Consider the following 21282-nt stretch of genomic DNA (forward strand, 5'->3'; position numbering starts at 1 on the left):
TTCTCCGATCAAATAAGAATGGCAAAGCATTTACTTCTGGTTCGAATCAAGCTGCGTTGAACTGCGGATGGTCAATAAGATTTCGTAGAGCTCAGTGGCAATCTCCGGTGCTGGCCGCGGCGAAATTGCGCTGCCCGAGATCAACTCTCTGCACAGAGACTCGGTACGCTCGGCACTGGACTTGAGCGCCCCGGACTTGCCTCGCTCGGCGGAGCGAGGGGCTACGAAGCCGAGGCGATTGAGTTCCGCAACCTCGGTGTTGATGGCAGCGTCGAGCCGGTTGGTATAGCTGGTGACCAGAGTTTTATATGAAGACTCGGTATCGGCTGATGAGTTCTCGAATCGTGTTCGCACCTCTTCGAGGCGAGCAACATTCTGATGAATGCTCAGGGCTGCGTCCAGGAGTTGCTGAGAGCTATTGTTGAGCTCGTCTAGCCGGTGGACACCTTGGAGATAGGTCTGGAGCGGAGACGGGCTGGCATCCAGCGACTCGACTTTGAGGGGAGCGACTGTAGAGGCGTGAAGAGGTGCGCTCTCCAGTTCTGTGAAGCTCAGGATGTTGCTCGTCACATGCGGGATCATGCCAAGCTGAGAGAGGAGCGCCCGCTTTCTCTCGTTGGTCTCGACCACACCTTTAACCTGAACCCCTTGCTTCGTGCGGACGACACTAATCTGCTCTCCCTCATCCGCATGGAGTCGGTTGAGGCTAAGACGTGCGGAGAGCTCTGCGACATCAATCTCGTTCTCCGATAGCGGAACAGGTATATGAACCGCGAGGCTGGACTGCACACCGTGGATGGGATCGAACAGTGCCTGGTTGACAGCACTCCAATCCAGCACGGCATAGCTCAACTCGGCAATCTCAATGTTTCCTGACGCGCGGGTTTCGATTGTCCGCTGTACGGGATGAAAGTCGGATAGGCGTACCGTCAGGGACTCACGCGATACAGGGCCGCTCTCTAGTGTGGTCACTAGGGTGAGGTGGCGGTCGTCGTCTTGTCGCACGGCGTCAGAAAGCACGCGTTGCTGATCGTGCCAGTCGCGATACGACGTCGCCGAAAGCGGATTGTCCCAATCAACGCCCACTTGCGATAACGCCTGTTTCACCGGATGTTCCGGTTGGCTGACAGGCTCCAGCCGCCTATGGCGAAGACCTTTGGCATCGCGGTAGAGGTCGCGGCTGATTCGCGCTTGAGCAGCGTCGATGCTGACGCGCTGGTAGATCACGCCGGTGCGCTGCGTTGGCACGTCTTCTGCTGCCGTAGCACGAACGAGAAACTGAGAAGGAGTGATGGCTTGCTTGTCTCGATGCCAGACAAAGAAGAGGAGAATGCCAGCTATCGATACGATGGCTGTGCTGGCCAGAAGTGGGGTCATCTGTTGTCCTATCCACAAGCGCATGCGCGTGATGCTTCCCCGCCATACGAATGAAGCCGTACTCGGGGCGGGATGCGCACGTAGGGTCTGGAGTAGGTGCTGCCGTCGGCCTGAATCGGGCGGCACACTCAATGTGAGGCGTGTGCGATAGTCCGTTAGCTGCATTGCCGCCCGATCTAAGGCTTCTCGGCGGGAACGGCAATGCCAGCAGGCCTCAAGGTGAGACTTGATGCGGTACGCACGGAAGGAAGACAACTCGCCAGAGATGAGGCGCGACAACATTTCATCTGAGACATGGCGGTTCAACGAATTCAGCAGCAGTTTCATAGACTCCCCGCCAGTAGTGCTAACGCTCGATGAACTAGTTCGGAGACCCGCTTGATACTCACTCCCATCACTTCTGCAATTTCCCGGTAGCGCAGATCCTCCGCCCGGAGCAGAACGGCGGCTCGCTGTTGAGGTGTGAGTTTTCCAAGCGCTACGGTGACCTGTTGAATCTCCTGAGTCCGGATGGCCTGCTCTTCCGGAGACAGCGAGGCGTCGATCAGGAGATCGAATACGCTGATTACTTCTGTATCGGGCTGAATTCGCCGCGCCTCTCGGAACAGGTCCATTGCACGGTTGTGACAAACACGAAAGAGCCAGCCACGGAGGTTCTCGTTCGCGTTTTTGGCTTGAAGATGTTCGTAAAGACGGATGAATGCGTCGTGGATCGCATCCTCAGCCTCAGGAACTGCAAGTCCGAGGCCGGCGAGGTAGATGAGCAACGCCGGTCGAGTCTGGTCGTACAGAGCCATGACCGTGTCTTCGTTTGTGGGTTGGAAAGAAGTCGTGCCGGCAAACAGGCTCATGGGAAGTCCGCGGTCATACGGACCCGGCGGCGTGCCGGCGAAGCACAAACCGCGGTCAGCGAGTAGAACGACCCGTATTGTGTGGATCGAAACCATGTCCTATATGCCCTGTATGACCAAACAACGCGGAACCCACGGGATTTTTACCCCCCTTCTCTATTTTTGTGCGGGGCCGTCCCAGAAGAAAACTGAACTTGCGGAGCGCTTGAAGAAAGGAGGTACCTGCCCCGGCCATCTCTGCGCGAGACCTTTGTGCCTCCGCCTAGAGGAAGATGTCTTGCACGCTTTCTCACGTATCCCTCTTTTCTGTCTATTTCCAAACATGGTCTTCCGTCTGGGGGTGCGTCAGCTCACATCACTTATAGGGTCGCGTTGCGGCAGAAACGTCCCGCTACTAGGGAGGCGGAAGAGCGGAACACGGCTGGAGACACGCGAGGGGCACCTTCGGGAATTCACTGCAAAGCTGCTTTACGCAGTTCCATGTGATTTCGCACGAGGCGCTTGGGAATCTTCAGGCGCTTTTCGGTTTGCCCAATCATGACGCCCTAGTGGATGATGGAGGAGGGCGGGCACGCACCGTCCTGGGTGTCGAAACCCAAGCAGAAACGCCGTGTGCTGGCGACAGCCACGGAACGAATTTCCCAACGCCTTTTGCGTCGGGGAGCCACAGACGTATGTCCAGGCTTTGCGGCTAAAGGTTTGTGGAACCGCGTGTTTCTGCCGGTTTTCGAACTCCCCGACGAGGGTTATCAAGGGCTATTTGCGGGGGCGCACCGCAAATGTTTCTCCCTTCAGACCAGGTTGGAGGAGTATGCTATTCCCGCCTGCTTATCAGAAATTCCGCATTGCGCTAGAGCCAGTTGCTTGTTGCTGCTCCTGTTATCGCCTTGGGCTGTCCCACATGCCAGAGAACATGGATGGCGATACATGGAACTAATCTTCGACAGCCACGGTGCTAAAGAACTCCGACTACCACCTCGATGCACGCTCGATCTTTCCGGCCTCGAACAACCGGAGGTTCAAGAGGCCCTTACGCTCTGCTTGCAAGAGAATCTGTATATCGCAGCCAGCGTCGGGATCGATCTCACGGCCCTGGACGGCGTGACCTTTGCAGTTGATTGCCGGAAGGCGGCGTGTGCTCTTCAAAATCTCCCGGCAGGGGCATTACCGCTAGAAGTTGGCTCACAACCCGAATCGATGGAATTGGCAAGAACCGCGGCCGTTTGGCGTGACGATGCATTACGGTTTCACATCGTGATCCGTTTCGGCTTGGGGCTCATGGCCCTTTCCCCTGATAGAGACATGCAACGATTGGCACTCGCTTGTATGGCGCATGAAGCAGCACATGTGGAACACGAAAGCCATCTCTACCGAACGTTTCCAGAGAGCTACGGAAAGCCACTGGAATGCGGCAACCGCTCCCGGAAGGCTTTTCTCAAGGCGATGGATGTTTGGAGTGAATACGCGGCGTGTCGGTCCTCAGCACTCTTCCGCCCCGAAGCTGTCGCAGAGTTTGAGGCCATTGTTTGCCGTGCGCTTGACGACTGTGACGGGAAGACGGAGCAAGCCAGAACACAAAACGAAGAACGAGATGAGATATTGATACGCCGGGAAACGGAACAGATTGTTGGCGACGTTTTTATTTGCGCGGGCTACCTGCTGGGCCAAATGCACGGTTTGGGTCAGTGGCTGACAGACCCGCGCCCAAATCTTGAAGACACATTCCGGCGTCAGCCAACGTTCGCCGCATCCATTCGGAGGCTGGAAAATGTCTTAGTCCAAATGTGGTCCACGAAATTGTCCTGGGATTCCATTGAAGTCTTCGCGCCGATCTACGACTTGATATGCGAGCGCGCTGACGGCTCCGATTCGAGCATGGGTACGGTAACCTAGTAGGGGTGTCTGAGCGCAAGGTCCCATCCATCTCCACCTATTCAGCGGTTCTTGCGACCATCAAGGAACGAGTACGTGCCTCACAGGTTCGCGCCAGCCTCACGGTGAGTCGAGAGTGATCCAGTTGTACTGGTCAATTGGTCAGGAGATTCTTTCCCGGCAGAAGGCGGACCTGTCGTCTGAATCTCCCGGCTTCGAAGGTTTCAGCCCTCGCAATCTGAAGTATGAGCGCCTTCGCAGAGGCGTGGCCTGATCCCCTAATAGTGCCACAGCTTGTGGCACTATTACCCTGGGGCGATCATCGTAATCTGATGGATCGGGTAAAGGGTGCATATCGGGGAGCTCTGGATGAGTATCTTCGGGCAGCAGTTGGGCGATAAGAGGCCACGGATGAAGGTAGTAGGTGTCGGAACGGATTTAGTCGATGTTGCGGAATTACGGGCTTCAGCAGAGCGGCAGCCGGGCAAGTACCTTGGACGGATCTTCACGTCTGCAGAAATGAAATATGCCGAATTGCAGGCAGATCCGATTCAGTGTTTAGCCGGAAAACTCGCCGCTAAAGAAGCACTCATGAAATGCCTCCAGAGCGGATGGTCTGATGATGTTGATTGGCTGCACATTGCGGTGCTCAATACGTCGGAGGGTGCGCCTTATCTGGAATTGAGCCATGGTGCTGCGGACAGAATGGCCGCGCTCGGCGGGAGCACGGCCAACGTCAGCATCAGCCATCTTCCTACTCTGGCTTCGGCAGTTGTCATCGTCACGGGATGACGTTAGACCATGAGCACTGGAGAAGAGCAGGCTTGGCGGCAGTTCTTCAAAAGGCTCTGGACATCCTGAAGCTTCCACCCCGTATTTCCGCCATGTTCTAGTTGCGCCAATGTGGAATGACAGACCAGGGGGCCGATTGTCAGCCCAACCTGTTCCGCGATGAAACACATTAACTGGGAGAGTCCAAGCAGGTTGCCCAGAGTTTTTTGAACGTAAAAATGGGATCGATAGAGGGCGGTCAGGGACAACCGGTCATCGGGATGCAATTTGAAACTGAGGTGTGTGAGGCAGGGCTGTCCTAGGGTTCGATCGCAGTCGGCCGCAGGCTGATACAGAGCTACATCCATTTCCACTTCACCGTTGAGAAGGTCCATTTCGTATGCAGCGCGCATGCGTCCCTTCTTCTTCTGCTTCTTAAGCTTCTCAACAAGAATTTCAAGCATGGAACTGTTGCGTTCATCCGCAATCACGGTGCGATCCAACATTCGATGGGCGTAGGTTCCCCAACTTTCCTTCATCTTGGGATAGAGCGCAGGAAATTCGTCGAACACGGCCTTTGCGCCGCCGTGCAGGTAGTGTCCCGCAGGAAAGATCGTGCCGGCTATGGAGCTGAGGGGATACTGATCCTTCGAGACGAGAAAGGCGTTTAGCACCTCGTGAAGCTCAAAGTCCTCTGGTGTGACTTTGTCCGGGGAGGCAATGCCGAGAATCACGTTGTAGAGTGTCGCGTCGTCTTGGGAAGCAAGCAGCTCCGCGGCTCTCAACCAAGTGCTTGTGCAAGTCTTATCTTCGACGGTATGAAGAATGCTCATATCAATAGACTCCGATGGACATCAGGCGAGGTTGTAGGTAGTGACGGGAGATCCATGCGTGGCCTTGGTCGCCCCAAGTGGTCCCCCATGAATTACGGATCAAGAAGACTTCTTCTCCAGAGTCGACTCCATGGCCGACCGCAGCGATGGCATGCCGCCCGACTGTCTGGCTGTTGACGGCTGCGCGGATGGGGATACCAGGCCGAGGCGTGTAAAATTCGACGGAAATTTCTATGGCGAGCACAACAGGCAGGCCCTGATCCAAATGTGCAATCGCGATGTCGAGAGCCTGTTCGATGGCGCCTGCTCTGCGAAAGAGGTCTCCTGGTTGGGCAGGAGGGGTATACATGGATAAATCGGCCGGAAGTTGTTCGAGGTAGGGCCAGCCACTTTCCAGTGGTTGACCGTCTTCGCGGATGGCGTCGATCATGTTGTCCATCGATACTCCAGCACCCGGAGAAAAGACGGGGCGTCGTTTCGCTGCGTGGTAGTAGGCGAATTCAGTAGAGAGTTCCTCAAACGGAACGCCACGAACCGCCGCATGAACATCGCTGCTCGCGAAGGCCATGCAGGTTGGCCGTTGCTTCTGGTCACGCGCGGGCCCCAGAAGGTGTCGAAGATCTTTGCGTATTTCAATGCTCATGCCGCTTCGAAGAGTCCTCGAAGAGCACGAGGAAGGCCATGCTCTTTTCCGCGCAAATCATAGGTAAACGAGAAGCTCATGGTTTGATCTGAGGGGTTCCAAGGTCGGCTCTCCGTCGCGTGGATGGCACCCGTGATGGGCTCCTCAGATTGAGCCGTAAGCACTCGCGTTACTGGCCCCCCTACCTCTCCCGGCAAGTCCATGGGCTTTCGTTCATCCGCCACGATGTGGAAACCTGCTTCCCGCACCTGATCGAGATTCCAAAGATATCCTGCACCACTGTTTTCCTTGAGTCTCACGATGAAGACGTCATTCGGTTCCCCAACGATGGTTGTGCCTTGATCTTTCTCAGTAAGGCGCCAGATATTCGGGTACCAATTCGCCACACTGTGTCCTTCCAGCAGACGTTGTTTGATCTGCTTGGGCTGAACATTCAGAAGGCCGTTCAACGTGGTCTGATCGACCAAACCGTTTCTGCGGAGCACACGGGCGCAGGCTTCATAGCTGACACCCAGACGCAACGAGAGTTGGTAGGTGGTGACGGGATTAGCCAGGGTTTGCCAGTTCCATCCCTGTCGTTCCGCGTGATAGTTGACGGCCCATTCGGGCATCAGGAAGGACGCCGCGAACGTGTCGGCTGCGAGTTCCATATTGTCGTATGCGTTGTCGACGTATGGCGAACGGTGCAAAATGCTTTCGTCGTCCAGGCTGGCGGAATGCTTGAGGTACCAATGGCCGAGTTCGTGTGCGGCGGTAAAGCGTTGGATGGCGAGGGGGCGCTCAGTCGTAATGATGATGCCTGGACTGGGCTTCTGCATGAATGCTCCCAGAAGCCCATCCAGTCGTTTGAAAAGAAGGGCGACATCGCTGTGAACGATCGTTCCGAACACGTCAATTGCCCCAGAAGCTTCCTGAAGTCGGCGCTTTGTGCCAAGCTGCTTGTGTAGCCGCTCGGCCTCCAGCGTGGCTTCAAGAATGATGTCGCGTCTATCCGGCATTTCTCACCTTCGCTTGAGACCGTGAACTAAGGAACTCCGCAAAGCGGGCTAGTTCGGCACGGTCCGTTTCTGAAAGACTTGAGGCCCGGCGGGCCAGATGCTCGACGTCCTGTGGCAGCGAGGCTGCCACATCGTGATCTCCGGTGAAGTAACTAACGGGTCTTTGATAAATCTCTGCAAACCTCTTCAGTTCCAAGGCGTCCACGCGACGCTGTCCAGATTCGATCATCGAGATAGCTGTCCGAGGCAGGTCAAGCTTCTTACCTACTTCTTCTTGGGAAAGCTCCACGTACTCTCTAGCTTGCCGGAGGAGCTCTCCGAGACGTACGCGGTCGAGATCAGAGTTGGGCATGTACTGGTTGCTCCGCTTCTATCACTGAGGCGACCATCTTTCTGGCTGCATAGTGATTGTTGAAATCAGCTTCGATCTTTGCTGATAGATCCTGGATAAATTCGGCGCGGCTACGGTAGCCGCCCCGGCGAATGACTTTCTTCTTTGGCTCATATCCGAGAATCTCTTCCAGTTCCAGAAGCACAGCGACGGCTTGCTGGGAGGAGAGCTCCGGTTGAATGTCGAACACTGAACCGCCTTCAGCTTTCCGTTCTTCCGGAGATTTTGGTCGCCGCAAAGCCGTTTGCATCCGTTCGTCGTACCAACTGCCAAGAGCGGCAGCAATTTGAGGTGCCGGATATGTTTTCGATACTGGTGTTGCAGTGGCCATCATCAGCCTCCGTGTCCATGTTCGACTTTCAATCATCGTAGTGCTAACATGTTCGAAAGTCAAACATGTTTCTGCGGGGGATTCATCATGGCAGACGCGAACTCCGGCAAACTTCTCGTCTTCGAAGGCGGCGACGGCATCGGCAAGTCACACTTAGCAAAAGAGTTATCGAGGTTCTTGCTCGGCTCGGGAATTCCCGTTACGCAACTGTCCTTTCCAGGGCGTCGGGAGGGATCGCTCGGCAACCTCGTGTACTCCGTGCATCATCGCCCGGCCGAGTTTGGAATTCAGACGATGACAACCCTCGGTCTCCAGGCGCTGCATATTGCTGCTCACCTCGACGAGATAGCATCGATCATTCTGCCGGCATTGAATTCGGGAGTTTGGGTTGTGTTGGATCGCTTCTGGTGGTCCACATGGGTCTACGGCGTCCACGGAGGAGCTGATCGGTCGTGTCTTGGGCTATTGATCGAAGCTGAGAAGCAGGCTTGGGGAAATGTGCGCCCCGCTGCAATCTTTGTTGTTGAACGGCAGAGTGCGCTTCGAGAGGAGCATACCCAACAAGAGTTCGAGTCGTTGGCCTCTCTCTATGCGGAAATCCGGACGCGTGAAGAACACAATCAACCCACCTTTGTAATCGACAACAACGAGCTACAAGCTTCTGTAGCGAAGCTCGTACAAATAGCAGCGACTTTCTTGCAATAGAACGCAAACCATGGAGAATTCCGATGACGCTCGATGAATACCAGGATTTTGCAGCGGCAACTGACCCAGGCGAGATTTCGAAGAATCCTGATCTCTCTGTCCTCCTGCTAGGTCTTTCTGGTGAGACCGGGTCACTGTTGACCCTTTACAAGAAGTGGTTGCGGGACGGCGACGCCTATCAGGTGGTCGAAGATCGCCTCACCGAAGAAATGGGCGACATCCTTTGGTATCTAGCCGCGATTGCCCGGCAAAGGGGCATATCCCTCGATCGGATTGCAACGGCCAATCTTGAGAAGACACGATCACGTTGGCTGCAGCATGGTCTCGGACCACTCCCCGATGAGGATCGGCCGGAGAAGGAGCGCTTCCCGCGGAGATTCGTTGCGGAGCTTCGCGACACTGTAGACGAACAAGGAAAAGCCGTGATGCGTATGACTCTTAATGGTGAGGCGCTAGGTTCACCCCTTACCGACAATTCATATGAGCGTGACGGTTATCGCTTCCACGACATCCTCCATCTCGCATTCACTTGCATGATGGGCTGGTCGCCCGTGATTCGCGCACTCCTCAAGGTGAAAAGGAAGTCCGACGCCGAATTAGACGAAGTCGAGGATGGGGGTCGAGCGGTCGCCATAGAAGAAGGTATTGCGGCACTTGTTTTTTCCTACGCAACTCAGCACTCCATGCTGGCGAACGTGACAACCCTCGACTGGAGTCTGTTGCGCACGTGCAGCGAGATGGCAGCAGGACTTGAGATCAGCACTGTCCCGCTCTTCACTTGGCAGCAGACTATCTTGACGGCCTTCGATGCTTGGAGAAAGGCCATTCGGGACGGCGGCGTACGAATCATCTGCGATCTCGAAAGGAGAAGCTTTCTATTCGAGCAACTCAATTAGGTCACTTCAGCCGGTCAGGAGTGAGGAACAGCCGCGAGCCCCCATTTTTTGGGAAAAACCGGCTTCGGAATCGGGCCTGTCATGCGGAAGGATTGTTTGATTCGTGTTCTGCCGGAGAATCCGACAATCTCTGGGTAAGAAACCCTCGCATACTTGTCTGTTTCGCAAAAGAGATTCTGGCAATCAATCAGTTGAAGCGGTCTCCCATAGAGGCTGACGGGCTCGATGCCCAGTTCGCGCTGCAAGTCTTCTTGCTGCTCACAGACAGCGCGTATTAGCGAAGGGGCATCCGACGGAGTCATCTGCGGGAAGCATTTCTTGAGCCCATCCAGCGCACCCGGGCCAGGCATAACGAACTCCATTTCTGAGAACTGGGTGAGGTCTGAATAATTCAGGTCCGTAATGAACTGATACGCCAAGAAGTCGCCGATCATCGGGTAAGAACGCAGTAAAGCGAAGCCCTCGCTCATGGTGCGAATCGAGCTCAATTTTCTTGGTACTTCCTCCCGCAGCATCTTTTCGAGCAAAAGAAGGTGAGAGCGATGCTTCTTGCCTTCAGCGTTCGGGCCACCCGAGGGCATGATGTAGGCTGCTGAGTAAATCCTGCGACCTGCTTCCAGCGCTCTTGTCAGGACGCGATCGTATCGTTCGAAGCGGTAGTGGTCGAATGTAGGTTCACCCAACTCAGCGGTGAGGAGCTGCCACGTCTCGATCTTGTTGAACAGCTTGAACAGCAGTATCCGAAAAAATACTTCTGTCTCCGCAGGTTTCGACTGGAGAATGACATCGCGGATCAGGTATTGACTAGTCCGATCGAGTACGCGATAAGCGTTCGTAAACTTGAACTTCTTGAGAATGGGATCTCGAGTGAAGGGCTGAACGTCGTTCACACGGCGATAAAAGATTCCTTGACGTTCCGCAGCAAAGGCCCAATAGGCATCGAACACGGGGCTGACTATCCAGCTCTTCCCATTGAGTCGGACGGTGCGCCTCTTCGGGAGCAGGTTGCCGGCTCTCGATTCTTGAAACAACTCAGACTGCATAGACATAAGGATATCCTTTGGCGGGTGACAGACGACAAGCTGCCTTGTATATGAGCCCTGTGGAGAGGGGATTTTCCGGCCCTGATACATTGCTCCTCAACGCCCACGGCTGAATCCTTCCACGGCAACCTCCGGCACCGGGACAGAGATGTTGGCGGCTATTTGCGGTTGCACCCCCGCAACGGGAACTTCAAGTCCAGGCATGGTCTTTTCCTGAGCCATGCGTTGGCTGTCCGATGTATAGAGGGTGAGGTCGCGGGTTTGTCCGGCGAGCCGCGCAAAGGCCTCCTGCATCTGCGCGAGTTGTGCCGCGTCGCCACTGACGATGACACGCTCGACGCCACGCTGCGGCATCCGGTCGGCAGCGTAGCCATAGTCGATGTAGCGGGCCTGCTCTTCGGAGAGCGCCACAGACTTGCCCTGAGCGCTACGCAGAGTCAACGAATGATCCTCTCCAATGCCTTCGACAGTGGCGAAGTCGCCTTTGCGAATGCCAAACTCCTGCGCCGTCGCGGTGAAGCGGATGCGCTCACCTTCCGAAACATCCCGTACCTCTTCCCGGAAGACATGCGCCTGGTTGGTCACGCCTTTCATCAAAGCCGGGTTGTAGCTGACTTCGCTTCCATCCAATGACCCTACGGCGAGCCGGTTGGTTTTCGCATCAACGGAGAGCACAGTAACGGTGCTGTTGTCCGCGACGCCGAGTTCGGCACTCCCTGCCTTGTAATGGATCTGATCCCCAGCGACGTAGTTGGCCGCGAGACGAGGATTGCCAAACCGCTGTTCGACCCACACGGGGAGCTGATGGCTTTCGCTGGATAGCCGTCCTTGCTGACGCAATTCATCACGGATGAGCTGCGTCAGCTCCTTCCGTTCGGCGGCATCCGGCGCAATGACCACGGCACGATCTTGCTGTGAAACGTAAGCCAGCGCGACTGCGGCTAAGCGATGTTCTGCGTTGGCGTACTCATGGACACGTCCGTCCTGTTGGAGGATGGCCGTAGCCATGGCGGGATCATTCTCGCGGAAGGCGGAGACGGCACGCTCAACCTCGCTCTTCTTCGAGGGCTCTGAGAGGTCGATGGCCGCTGTCTTCGAGACATCTGCAGCGAGGCGCTTGCCCAAACGCGCAACGTCATTGGTATAGATGTGGGCATCGTGCGACGCACGCGAGATGGCGACATACGCAAGCCGCGTGTTCACCAGCCCGCGCGGCGCTTCGGTATCGAAATGGGCGAGCACACGCTCTGATGTAAGCCCCTGAGAGCTATGCGAAGTCACAGCATAGCCATGATCGAGCTGGCGGACCGTCCCGGTATCGAAAGTGATCGTGCGCTTTTCCTTGCCATCCATCCGCACCATCATCTTTTCGTCTTCGATTCCTTCGATGGTGGCAAGATCGCGGTTGGCGACCTTCAACTCTTTCAGCGATGCAGTGAACTGGATGCGGTCGCCAGTGGCAAATTCACGTTCCTGCTCGCGGAATACGTTGACACCACGCAAGCGGCGAGGATCGTAGGCCATGACCTCTCCATCGGCACGCTCGACAGTTAGTAGATTTGCCTTCGCATCGACAGCCTTGACCGTAGTAAAGCTGCCGCGCTCGATGCCCAGCTCTTTACTGCCGGGGTTGTACTGAACTACGTCGCCGACGTTGTACCGCGCTGCCCAGGTACGGTCGGCTCCGGTCATATCGGAACGATGGGACAACGTGCGAAACGTCCTGCCATCGTCTTTCAGCTTTCCGGTCTGCAATAACTCGGCGCGGATCGCCTCGTTGATCTCCTGACGGCTCTTGTTGTCTGGTGAGACAACGAGGGTGTTCTCCGGCCTGGCGGCGTAATCCTTGGCAATGGCAGCGATGCGGTCACGCCGATTCGACAGCTCGGTGATGCGGCTCTGCTCCTGCAGCAAGGCAATACCTTGCTGCGTTTCATTCTTCGCAAGGTGCTCGACGGCCTTCAAGAGTGCAGGATCTTTCTGTCTCATGATGCGGTCAAGCTGGGCGGTCCGCATTCCTGCCTCCTGCATCTGCTGGAACGGGCGACCGGCATCCACACCCTGGTGTTGGGCGGTGTCGCCGATGACCAGCACACGGTCCTGCGGCTGCAGTTTCTGCAGGAAGTCGCGCATCTGTTTCGTACTGGCAAGGCTCGATTCGTCGAGCATGTAAAGGTGACGCGACTGCTTGTCGTCGTTTCCTTCTGTCTTCCGTGCGAGGAAGCTCTGTAATGTGGACGCCTCGATGCCAGCCTCGCGGAGTTGTGCCGCCGCGCGGGACGTTGGCGCAAAACCTTCCACCGAGTACCCGCTTTTCTCGGCTCCCTCCCGGATGGAAAAAAGCACTGATGTCTTGCCTGAGCCAGCCCGCCCCTGCAAGCCGTGAATGCGATCGGGCGAGTTCAAGACTTCTTCGATGACTCGCTTCTGGGAGTCATTCAGGAAGGCGCGCGATTGTGCCTGATGCTGTGCGTCTTCGGCACTCATGATGGGCTGAACGGTGTTCTTGGCGACACGAACGAAATCGATATTGGCCCGTTCGGCAGCGACGGTTTCTGGCGTGGTGAAGCGGGGGCTGGAAGCGTGTTTGTGGGCTTCCACCGAGAGGAAATCGCCGCGCTGCTGCCGCGCTTCGAACTCGGCGCGGACCTGGGGATAGGTGGTGTTGCCCATGCCGCGGCGCAAGGCATCACGGAGCAAAAGGCGCTCGTCCAGCACAGCCTCGCGCTCATACAAGCTGCTTCGAGCATAGGTCACGGCCTCCCGCGCATGAGCGACACGGTCGGGGTTATGGCTCATCGTCTGCGCCCGCTCACGGGCTTCAGCCACGATGCGCTGTGGTTGGTTGCCGTGCTCTGCGGCAAGCTCCCGATGCGCCGCCAGGACCTCGGCAGGTGTCATCGTATGCTTCTTCTCACGAGTGGCTCGCGCCGCGATCTCCGCTGCCTCTGGCCCCGATACGCCACGCTTTTCCATCTCTTCCTTGATCCTCTCGCGGCGCAGGCTGGAGGCTTTCAGGTAATCGGCAGAATAGGACTTGATTTCGGGAGCACCGCTCTCTCCAGGCTCGATCTCATATCCCAGCGAGCGCAGCCGGTACATCAACTCCGACTGATAGACCGCCGTGACGAAGTTCTGGCTTTCAAAGAACGGCTGCTCCTGCAAGGCTCGTGTCGTTCCATCCGCACGTTGCGTCACGTTGAAGATGACGGCGTGAGTATGGAGCTGCGGAGCGGCGTAGCCGTCGACTGGCCGGGCGGTGTCATGCTCAAACTTCGCGGCCAGGAACTTGCCCGTTTGTTCGGCTGGTTTATTCCCGCCGAGACGTGCGTGCGTGTACTTCTCTAACTCATCCAAGGCCACGGTGACCGCGGCACGATGGGCTTCACGGATGCGGTCATCGCCACCTACCAGCGCAGTCAACGAAACAGACTTTGTGGGCGCAAACATCGCATCCCATCCGGCACGGTGAGCCACGGCCTTCGTCATGGAGCCATCGGGGTTTGTGTATTCGGTAGCGATCCGGTGGCGCACCATCTGTTCGCCAGTCACCGGATGCTGGCCTTCTGTGAGGCGGGAGAACTCCAGTACGGAGACTTCACCGGAGACGCCCATGGACTCGGCGAGCTTGCCCTGCCATTCGCCTTTCACCTGATCGCCCTGGGCGTAGTAGCTCTGCGTCGGTGAGGTGTAATCGAGCTTGTGATACGTCTGCGCCTGGGCGGCGTTTAGAGGTTTGGAGATGTCGAGCATGGCCTACGTCTCCCGGATGAGGGCGGGGCCTAATGCCTGTTCTTCTCCAAGTTCCTCATCCTCTGACGGCGTAGGTGTTAGCTCTTCTGCCTGCTGCACGGCGGCGGGAGTAGGCCACGCGATCGGGGCACGTTCCTTATCATGCGGTCCATCGCTTTCGGTCGCCGAAGGCGTGTCTTCCTGCTCCTGTGGTTCTTGTTCTGGTGTGGGCCCTGTCGGGTTTTGCTCCAACGTATCCGGATTAAAGCGGAGTCCTCCTGCCGTCTTCCGTGGCAGAAAACCCGGCGTCGGGGTCGGCAGGTCCATGTAGTCGAAGGCGAACCGCGCCACGCTGTTGCCCAGCTTAAGATAGGCGTGTCTGTCATCGAGACCGGATATCTCGGAACCCATGACCAAGGGTTCGATCTGACGCTCGACAGTGAAGTTGTGGCCGGAGCGCGTGCCGTCGAACTTCGTCTCCTTCAGCCGCTCACTTTCGACCTTTCCAATGGCTTCTGATATCCATTCGGCGGCCTTCGGCTCTGCTGTCTTCATGAAGATCTTGGTGGCGGGTTGCGAGAGCATCACCTCCGCCAGATGGCCATAGATGACCTCAAGCTGTGCCTTCCCCTGAAAGCCAAGGATGAGCGGGTTCTTCGACTTCCTGTTCTCCGTGATGGCCGTATGAAGTTGAGGCAATCGTTGCAAGCTGGCCAGCTCATCAATGACAAACCATACCGGCTTTTGTCCGGGCTGCGGCGCCGTCAGAAGTCGCATCACCAGCAAATCAATCCACAGTGAATGCAAGGGACGCAGGGTGTCTCGTTCCGGTGGACGGGAGGTAATGAAGATCCATCCCTGACGTGTCTTTGACCAGGTACGCGCGTTCCAGACAGCGCGTTTTTCGTCGCGCTCTGGCAGCATACGAAACGACTTGGCGACCAATCCAAGGGATGACAGAACACCCGCTCGCTGAGGGCCGGCCTTCCTGTCTATATAGAAAGCCATTTCTGTACCATCCACCATCTTCATTAGCTCTGTATCGCTCGACATCCAAGCAGCAAGTTGATGTGGCGTCGGGCCGCGCTTCAGCAGATGAGCAAAGATTTGTGCAGGCGTTTCGTGGAAGAACTCATCGACCTTATCGGTCTTCGGTGCATACAGAGACGTGGCAATGGCGTAGGCTTCATCTTCGGATTCCAGCTCTTGCGCAGGGCCCCAATAAGGGCATCGGGCATCGAGTGGATTGAGGACGATATCCCCGCGGTGAGCGTCGTAGAACCGTTGAATGTATTCACATGCCGGGTCATAAACGATGGCAGAATCACCCCGGCCTCTGATCTGGCGAAGGCACTGCATGATGAGCTGCGTCTTGCCAACTCCTGTATCGCCCATGAGTTGGAGATGCTGCGCTTCCTTATGGAGTGGAATCCGCATCATGCGACCGGATTCCGTGGTCTTAAAGCCCAGGCCGTCGCCCTTCTGCGCCTTGTTGAACTCGTTCGGATCGAGCATGCGAGGACCGCGAAGGACGCGGCCATACTTCATTTCTTTGAAACGCCGAATGTCTTTCGGAACCGCCAAAGCAAGCAACAATACGAGGCAAAGCCCACCTTCCAAGAAGCTCACGACGAACATCTGCCAAGGGCTCTTGCGATCAAAAATGGCGCCACGCAGCCAGCGATACATAGAGGCGTCAGCCAACTTCGCGACGGGGCCACGGAACGGGAAACGATAGCCCTGCGCCTGAGCAAGTCCCGCCAGTGCGAACGGCATCTGCTTGCCATCAGGCAACCTCATCTCTCCTTCGGCAAAGTCGATGGGCAGAGCAAGACGAGGCTTGGCTTTCAAACCGCCGAGGTACAGAAGGCGGTAGCTCCCATGCGCATGGAAAGTGCTACCAACACCCGCGCGGACATAATCGGTCATGTATGCCTTCTGCAGTGGCGGAAATTGAAACGCGTACCGCTCCCAGGCAAAGAACAGCGTCAGCAAGAACGCTGCCGCAATGGCGCAATAGCTCATCAGCGGAACGTGCGGCGGCCAGATGATCGTCTCTTTTCTACCCCACTGTGTTGCCATCGGATGTCTCCTTTCCGGCTTGCTGGGTGTACTGCTGCATGACCTCCTGCGCGGCCTTGTGCTTCTCCTTCCGAACCATCGTCATGGCCTCGGTGATCCACGCGGCGGAGACCTTCTCACCAAGTGCGAGCGGTTTGAGAAGGTTCACAAGCAGCATTCGGGTGGCGATCAGTTCGGTGAAGACGGCATCACCAGAACCGCGGCGGGCCTCGCGTAGGAGTGTGTCCCGCGACCATTCGCTGAGTGATTGTCCGCAACGCCGAGCGGCCTCCTGTAGTTCCTGTTGCTCCGCCTGGGTAACACGCGCGTTCGCCATGCGGTCGCGCCCTGCGCGTCCGATAGACCGAGCAAGCCTGCTCTCGATAGGCGCGATGGTTCTCTGAAGCGCATTCATAGTTCCTCCTCAATGTGCGTAAACAATAGTTTTCGGAAGGAACACAGTTGTTTACGCATCGGAGCTAAGCTCCTCAAAAACAACCGCGTAAACGGTTGTTTTCGTACTTCCTCAAAACACGCCCATCCGAGGGATGGAGTGTCAATCTTCTTCCGGTGCGCAGCACCGAACAGGATTTGGAGCGGGATCATGCTTTTGATCCCGCCACAGATGCAGGTGCTTGTGCAGGCGAAGATGCCGAAGAAACGGGCTTGCGTGCAGGCCGTTCGGCGGCGTCATTTGCCGTGGCGCGACGGACACGCAGTGTCGGCGTAATCCGCTGCGCTTCGGGCGTGCGAAGAAACTCCTGAAACTCGCGGTCTTTGGAGAAGACATACGCGAGTGCTTGTTCGACGACATCGTTGGCAGAGGCCTTGATGAATGCGGCATACTGATCGACCTGCGTCGCAGTTGAATCAGTGAGCCGGATGGAGGCGCTGAGGTGTTTGGTTTGGACTACTTCAAGTAGTGGCATTTCGTTCTCCTTTTCGTGACAAGATCAAGCAAACTTTTTGCGAGAAATCATGCGCTGCGCTGTTGTGGCAATCTCCCGCGCACGAGCGCAGCACTGTGCGGCGGGAAGCTCGGCATCACGGCGGACTTGCAGCATCGTGATGACATCTTCGAGAGGGGCGCCTTCGAGCAGCCATTGACGAGCCGAAGCAATGTCGATGGTGCGCTGCGCGTAGTACAGAGGGTTGGGCTTGTCGGAGCGATGTTCAGCAAGAAGATGCGTCAGTTTGTGAGCATCCTTGCCCTGGGCAAGTTCATGGCAGGCCCACGCCCAATCGTGCTCAGAATGAGTGTCCTTGTGAGAACCGTTCAGCCGCGTGTTCCTACGTAGCGGCAGCGCGGCAAACTCCGAACTCTCCGGCAACCGGAAGTCCGCAGGACGGTAGGTTGCATCGGAGGGGTATTCGACCGCGACGCAGTGCGCGGGCGTGTACTTCCAGTTGTAGAAGCCGGGGATGCGAAGCACTCGGTTGCAATCGGTGCAAGCAGGATCACCGCCGAAGGCGGATGCGAGCCGTTTGAGCATATCTTCCTGCGTGGCAAAGTCGAAGCCTTCGACGCGCCATAATGCCTGGTATTTGCCGGGCGATGTGGAGAGGATGGCGGACGGAACCGGAACGCCATCCGAAGCCCGGAGCGCAGCGAGGCGGGCATCGCCGTCCACGTCAATATCTATATAGATATGGCGAACAGCGATGATGCTTTCCTTCGTCCGCCTGCGGCTGCCGGAGCGCAGCGGATTGGCGGCCGCATAGAGATTTACGCCGTGATGGTTCTGATACGCCAACCAATTCAAATAGCGCACGTCGGTGGCTTGCTCTAAGGTCACCACGCGCTGGCGCATTTTGCCATCGCACTCCGAGCGCAGCAGGAGTGCAATCGTCTCACCGGGCGCGAAGCAACGGGTGAGAAAGTCTTTGGCGATCTGTTGCATCTTGGATACCTTCTTTTTGCGAGTGCGATGTCACGGGATTTGCAGCCGAAGAGGCCGGGATGAACCGGCCTCTCGGTTAATAGGAAGAGAGCCTATGCGGCCTCTTCCTCGGGAGCGTCTTCGCTGTCTTCCGCCGCTTCCTTGGCGGCGCGATCCAGCTTCAGAATCTTGTTCACCCGAACCTCCCACACGGTCTGCTCCGTGTCGGTCTTCGTGCTGGTGAACTTGCGGCTGCGGTACTCGCCTTCGACGAGAATGTGTGCGCCCTTCTGGAGCTTGGCGGCGAACTCACCGAGCTTGCCGAAGACAACGCAGCGGTGCCAGTCGGTGTGCTCGATGTACTTGCCTTCCTTCTTGTACGAAGACTTGGTTGCGAGCGAGAGAACCGTAAGGCTGCGGTCGCCGTTGGTGCGAACTTCCGCGTCAGAGCCGATAAAGCCGATGAGGGTGATGTTGTTCTGGTACATGGTGGTGATCTCCGTTTCGTTGTATTTCCCGTATCCTGCTCGGGTCACCCTTCGCGAAGCGAGCGAGTGGCCCCTGCTCCCAAGGCCGAAGCTCTGCATTTACGGAGGGTCCGCCGAAGGTGGAAACCGTAACCCGGAGGGCCGCGCTGCGGAAGCAGAAGAGCGAGCCTGCCGCAGGGCGCAGGTAAGGGCCCGAAGCGTGAACCCGACGCAGAGGACGGGATACGAACGGAAGCACCCATATGCGCCAACATCACCCCGTCGCTTCGCCTGGCGCATCGTTGCACCATCCGCTGCCTGATTCGCCGCTGCAACCCAGTTCACAGAAGACGGCTTAGAGCACACGGATGTGTGTTGCCACCGCTGTTTTTCGCAAGCCGGTAACGCCATGCTGTGCGCGTTTGAAGACGAGTTGGGCTGTGCGGCTCTGTGAGCCGCATGAATGAACATCGGAGTGACCTCGGTTCGAGTTGGGATTCGGTTAGCTGGACGCTCGCCTATCAGGCGTCGGAGGCACGGTAGACCTCCTGAGTACGGAACGCTTGTTCCGCGTGGCTGTAGCCGGAGACGGTAATCAGTTCCCGGACTCTTCGGCAGCCCGTGACAGCGCGCTCGCAATGAAGAACAAAGTCCACGGCTTTTCCGGTCTGCGACCGGACAAATGCCTGGTCCAGATTCGTCCTCGCACTCAAGGCCATGTCCGCCAATCTATCCAGCGCATCCATCGCGGAATCGGCGTGCAGGGTGGACAAGGTTCCACCGTGGCCGGTGTTCATGGCTTGAAGCAGGTCGTAGCCGCATTCATCGCGGATTTCGCCCATGATGATGCGGTCGGGACGATGGCGCAATGCAGCCGCTACAAGCTGGCTTGGTGTGATGGCAACCTGGCCCGGAATCGCATCGACGGCCTCCCATCGAACCGCATTCGGATGCGCGATCTTTAGCTCGGCTGGCTGTTCGATCACCACTAGCCGTTCGTGCAACGGAACGTGGTCAAGGAGCGCCTTCATGAGTGTGGACTTGCCGGAGCCGGTTCCCCCGCTGATGATGCCGTTCTTCCGTTTCTGAATAAGAGCGATAACAGCGTCACGAACGTGCATGGGGAAACTGCCCGATGCCACCAGCTCATCGCTCGTATACCAGCGGTTGAACTTGCGCACAGTTAGCGTCGGGCCATTGATCGAAGAGGGCGGCCCGACGACAGCTACACGCGAGCCGTCAGGCAAGCGCGTGTTGAGGATGGGATTCTGGCCGCTGAGGTCTTGCCCAAGCAGGCGTGCCACCCGCTCAATGGCCGCCGTAAGGCGGTCATTGGTGTAGGGCATGGAGAGCGCAATATGCTCGACCACACCCGCACGATCTGCATACACTCCCGTTGTCCCGTTAATCATCAAGTCTGAGATCGACGGGTCTACCAGAAGAGCACGCAACTCTTCGGGAAAGAACGGGAGGATGAGATCGAAGCTCATCGCATTTCTCCAGAGACGGGCGTTGCCGATGCAACGGCCTTGGCCGGAGTCATCGGCACGACGGAGACACGGTTCTCGTGGAACTCCGTGACCGTCAACCCCAGCGGGTTGATGAACTCGTACTGCGGGAAGATCTTCGCCTGTTCATTGACCTGCTTGGGATCAAGGTAATACGTCACAGAGAGCATCCAATGCTCGGTACGGGGATTGCGGGAGTTCTGTTGGGAGTAAATCTTGTCGAGCGTGACCAGCGCCGTTCCGCGAGCAATCTTCGCACCCTGAACCAGCTCTTCCGACATGGAAGTGATGGTGACATCACGCACCTGAACGTCACTCGATTCGACCTGGCCGGACACCACCTGCGAAGCAAGGTGGTTTTGGTTGTCCTCATTCATCAGACGGGACGCCAATCCCTGTGACAGGAAATAATAGTTGAGCGGATACTTCTTCGCGATGGTGTCACGGCTGATGGTGTAACGATAGTTGGCCCATTCTGTGAGGTAATTACGGACTTCACCCTCGCGTGGGCTGTAATTCAAGTCGCTGTACTGGATCGCCTGGGCGCGGCCCATCTCGTCGATGCGGACGTAGCGATTGGCGACCGGACGATGCGCCAGAGCAAAGTTCAATCCCATCGAACCGAGCAGTAACACCGTCCCGCAACCGATGATGATGCGGTAGGCTTTTCGCTCGGCGTAATGAGAGGCATAGACCTCGTTGCCGACCTCATCGGTCAGCATCGCTTGCCTGGGCGTCAGACGTTGTTCAATGGCTGCGCGGTGTGTGGACATGGGACGGTTTGCTCCTTTCCTTGAGGGCTTGTTTCTGAAGCGCATGGAAGACGATAAAGGCGTAGATGAATCCTGCAACCAGCACCAACACAAAGCACACTTTCAGAAGACTGAAAAACCACGACGGAAGGTGAATTCTGTATCCCTCCC

The 21282-nt window shown here is 56.9% G+C and carries 20 protein-coding genes; 4 read left to right on the forward strand and 16 right to left on the reverse strand.

Features of this window, described 5'->3' with window-relative positions; all coding sequences use genetic code 11:
- Nucleotides 1-30 precede the first annotated feature (30 nt).
- The gene (locus tag OHL11_RS12890; protein WP_263371908.1) at nt 31-1377 is read right to left on the reverse strand and encodes a hypothetical protein; all 1347 of its coding nucleotides are present in this window, start codon (nt 1375-1377) and stop codon (nt 31-33) included.
- A 323-nt stretch (nt 1378-1700) separates the two neighbouring features.
- Nucleotides 1701-2228: an RNA polymerase sigma factor gene (locus OHL11_RS12895; protein WP_263371909.1), complete on the reverse strand. Its 528-nt coding sequence runs from the start codon at nt 2226-2228 to the stop codon at nt 1701-1703.
- 927 nt (nt 2229-3155) lie between these two features.
- On the opposite strand from OHL11_RS12895, the gene OHL11_RS12900 reads away from it, so the two are divergent.
- Entirely contained in the window at nt 3156-4121 is a 966-nt protein-coding gene (locus OHL11_RS12900; protein ID WP_263371910.1) for a hypothetical protein, read from the forward strand.
- A gap of 390 nt (nt 4122-4511) precedes the next feature.
- Nucleotides 4512-4892, forward strand: coding sequence for a holo-ACP synthase (gene acpS, locus OHL11_RS12905; protein ID WP_263371911.1), 381 nt, complete (start codon nt 4512-4514; stop codon nt 4890-4892).
- Nucleotides 4893-4894: 2 nt separating this feature from the next.
- Here acpS and OHL11_RS12910 read toward each other — a convergent pair whose 3' ends face one another.
- Genes OHL11_RS12910 through OHL11_RS12930 form a run of 5 tightly spaced genes read right to left on the reverse strand, consistent with a single transcriptional unit; the run spans nt 4895 to nt 8067 of the window.
- Nucleotides 4895-5704, reverse strand: coding sequence for a thymidylate synthase family protein (locus tag OHL11_RS12910; protein WP_263371912.1), 810 nt, complete (start codon nt 5702-5704; stop codon nt 4895-4897).
- A 1-nt stretch (nt 5705) separates the two neighbouring features.
- Entirely contained in the window at nt 5706-6347 is a 642-nt protein-coding gene (locus tag OHL11_RS12915; protein ID WP_263371913.1) for a C1 family peptidase, read from the reverse strand.
- Nucleotides 6344-7345, reverse strand: coding sequence for an ImmA/IrrE family metallo-endopeptidase (locus OHL11_RS12920; protein WP_263371914.1), 1002 nt, complete (start codon nt 7343-7345; stop codon nt 6344-6346). The genes OHL11_RS12915 and OHL11_RS12920 overlap by 4 nt, the downstream gene beginning before the upstream one ends.
- Nucleotides 7335-7697 (reverse strand): helix-turn-helix domain-containing protein, encoded by a 363-nt coding sequence (locus OHL11_RS12925; protein ID WP_263371915.1) that lies wholly within the window; start codon nt 7695-7697, stop codon nt 7335-7337. Before OHL11_RS12925 ends, OHL11_RS12920 begins: the two co-directional genes overlap by 11 nt.
- The gene (locus OHL11_RS12930; RefSeq protein ID WP_263371916.1) at nt 7684-8067 is read right to left on the reverse strand and encodes a hypothetical protein; all 384 of its coding nucleotides are present in this window, start codon (nt 8065-8067) and stop codon (nt 7684-7686) included. The genes OHL11_RS12925 and OHL11_RS12930 overlap by 14 nt, the downstream gene beginning before the upstream one ends.
- Nucleotides 8068-8154: 87 nt before the next feature.
- On the opposite strand from OHL11_RS12930, the gene OHL11_RS12935 reads away from it, so the two are divergent.
- Together OHL11_RS12935 and OHL11_RS12940 are read left to right on the forward strand one after the other, a co-directional pair.
- A complete protein-coding gene (locus OHL11_RS12935) occupies nt 8155-8772 on the forward strand; it encodes a dTMP kinase (RefSeq protein ID WP_263371917.1) in 618 nt (205 codons plus the stop codon).
- A gap of 23 nt (nt 8773-8795) precedes the next feature.
- A complete protein-coding gene (locus OHL11_RS12940; RefSeq protein ID WP_263371918.1) occupies nt 8796-9668 on the forward strand; it encodes a nucleoside triphosphate pyrophosphohydrolase family protein in 873 nt (290 codons plus the stop codon).
- 14 nt (nt 9669-9682) lie between these two features.
- On the opposite strand, the gene OHL11_RS12945 is transcribed toward OHL11_RS12940, so the two are convergent.
- The 9 genes from OHL11_RS12945 to OHL11_RS12985 form a co-directional block, all read right to left on the reverse strand.
- A complete protein-coding gene (locus tag OHL11_RS12945) occupies nt 9683-10717 on the reverse strand; it encodes a nucleotide kinase domain-containing protein (protein WP_263371919.1) in 1035 nt (344 codons plus the stop codon).
- 90 nt (nt 10718-10807) lie between these two features.
- A complete protein-coding gene (mobF, locus tag OHL11_RS12950) occupies nt 10808-14464 on the reverse strand; it encodes a MobF family relaxase (RefSeq protein ID WP_263371920.1) in 3657 nt (1218 codons plus the stop codon).
- A 3-nt stretch (nt 14465-14467) separates the two neighbouring features.
- Entirely contained in the window at nt 14468-16525 is a 2058-nt protein-coding gene (locus OHL11_RS12955; protein WP_263371921.1) for a type IV secretion system DNA-binding domain-containing protein, read from the reverse strand.
- Nucleotides 16506-16919, reverse strand: a complete 414-nt coding sequence (locus OHL11_RS12960; RefSeq protein ID WP_263371922.1) for a plasmid mobilization protein — start codon at nt 16917-16919, stop codon at nt 16506-16508. The genes OHL11_RS12955 and OHL11_RS12960 overlap by 20 nt, the downstream gene beginning before the upstream one ends.
- Nucleotides 16920-17106: 187 nt before the next feature.
- Nucleotides 17107-17433 (reverse strand): hypothetical protein, encoded by a 327-nt coding sequence (locus OHL11_RS12965; RefSeq protein ID WP_263371923.1) that lies wholly within the window; start codon nt 17431-17433, stop codon nt 17107-17109.
- Nucleotides 17434-17457: 24 nt separating this feature from the next.
- A complete protein-coding gene (locus OHL11_RS12970) occupies nt 17458-18405 on the reverse strand; it encodes a RepB family DNA primase (RefSeq protein ID WP_263371924.1) in 948 nt (315 codons plus the stop codon).
- Between the two features lie 92 nt (nt 18406-18497).
- Nucleotides 18498-18872: a single-stranded DNA-binding protein gene (locus tag OHL11_RS12975; RefSeq protein WP_263371925.1), complete on the reverse strand. Its 375-nt coding sequence runs from the start codon at nt 18870-18872 to the stop codon at nt 18498-18500.
- A 500-nt stretch (nt 18873-19372) separates the two neighbouring features.
- Nucleotides 19373-20341, reverse strand: coding sequence for a CpaF family protein (locus OHL11_RS12980; protein WP_263371926.1), 969 nt, complete (start codon nt 20339-20341; stop codon nt 19373-19375).
- On the reverse strand, nt 20338-21132 hold the full coding sequence (locus OHL11_RS12985) for a VirB8/TrbF family protein (RefSeq protein WP_263371927.1): 795 nt from the start codon (nt 21130-21132) through the stop codon (nt 20338-20340). Before OHL11_RS12985 ends, OHL11_RS12980 begins: the two co-directional genes overlap by 4 nt.
- Between the last annotated feature and the right edge of the window lie 150 nt (nt 21133-21282).

The organism is Granulicella cerasi, assembly GCF_025685575.1.
GTDB lineage: Bacteria > Acidobacteriota > Terriglobia > Terriglobales > Acidobacteriaceae > Granulicella > Granulicella cerasi.

Excerpts from the sequence above, each read along its gene's own strand:
- OHL11_RS12945 (WP_263371919.1), bottom strand. The coding sequence starts at position 10,717 with ATGTCTATGCAGTCTGAGTTGTTTCAAGAATCGAGAGCCGGCAACCTG.
- OHL11_RS12895 (WP_263371909.1), bottom strand. The coding sequence starts at position 2,228 with ATGAGCCTGTTTGCCGGCACGACTTCTTTCCAACCCACAAACGAAGAC.
- OHL11_RS12920 (WP_263371914.1), bottom strand. The coding sequence starts at position 7,345 with ATGCCGGATAGACGCGACATCATTCTTGAAGCCACGCTGGAGGCCGAG.
- OHL11_RS12955 (WP_263371921.1), bottom strand. The coding sequence starts at position 16,525 with ATGGCAACACAGTGGGGTAGAAAAGAGACGATCATCTGGCCGCCGCAC.
- acpS (WP_263371911.1), top strand. The coding sequence starts at position 4,512 with ATGAAGGTAGTAGGTGTCGGAACGGATTTAGTCGATGTTGCGGAATTA.
- OHL11_RS12980 (WP_263371926.1), bottom strand. The coding sequence starts at position 20,341 with ATGAGCTTCGATCTCATCCTCCCGTTCTTTCCCGAAGAGTTGCGTGCT.
- OHL11_RS12915 (WP_263371913.1), bottom strand. The coding sequence starts at position 6,347 with ATGAGCATTGAAATACGCAAAGATCTTCGACACCTTCTGGGGCCCGCG.
- OHL11_RS12935 (WP_263371917.1), top strand. The coding sequence starts at position 8,155 with ATGGCAGACGCGAACTCCGGCAAACTTCTCGTCTTCGAAGGCGGCGAC.
- OHL11_RS12985 (WP_263371927.1), bottom strand. The coding sequence starts at position 21,132 with ATGTCCACACACCGCGCAGCCATTGAACAACGTCTGACGCCCAGGCAA.
- OHL11_RS12975 (WP_263371925.1), bottom strand. The coding sequence starts at position 18,872 with ATGTACCAGAACAACATCACCCTCATCGGCTTTATCGGCTCTGACGCG.
- OHL11_RS12925 (WP_263371915.1), bottom strand. The coding sequence starts at position 7,697 with ATGCCCAACTCTGATCTCGACCGCGTACGTCTCGGAGAGCTCCTCCGG.
- OHL11_RS12890 (WP_263371908.1), bottom strand. The coding sequence starts at position 1,377 with ATGACCCCACTTCTGGCCAGCACAGCCATCGTATCGATAGCTGGCATT.
- mobF (WP_263371920.1), bottom strand. The coding sequence starts at position 14,464 with ATGCTCGACATCTCCAAACCTCTAAACGCCGCCCAGGCGCAGACGTAT.
- OHL11_RS12970 (WP_263371924.1), bottom strand. The coding sequence starts at position 18,405 with ATGCAACAGATCGCCAAAGACTTTCTCACCCGTTGCTTCGCGCCCGGT.
- OHL11_RS12960 (WP_263371922.1), bottom strand. The coding sequence starts at position 16,919 with ATGAATGCGCTTCAGAGAACCATCGCGCCTATCGAGAGCAGGCTTGCT.
- OHL11_RS12910 (WP_263371912.1), bottom strand. The coding sequence starts at position 5,704 with ATGAGCATTCTTCATACCGTCGAAGATAAGACTTGCACAAGCACTTGG.
- OHL11_RS12900 (WP_263371910.1), top strand. The coding sequence starts at position 3,156 with ATGGAACTAATCTTCGACAGCCACGGTGCTAAAGAACTCCGACTACCA.
- OHL11_RS12930 (WP_263371916.1), bottom strand. The coding sequence starts at position 8,067 with ATGGCCACTGCAACACCAGTATCGAAAACATATCCGGCACCTCAAATT.
- OHL11_RS12965 (WP_263371923.1), bottom strand. The coding sequence starts at position 17,433 with ATGCCACTACTTGAAGTAGTCCAAACCAAACACCTCAGCGCCTCCATC.
- OHL11_RS12940 (WP_263371918.1), top strand. The coding sequence starts at position 8,796 with ATGACGCTCGATGAATACCAGGATTTTGCAGCGGCAACTGACCCAGGC.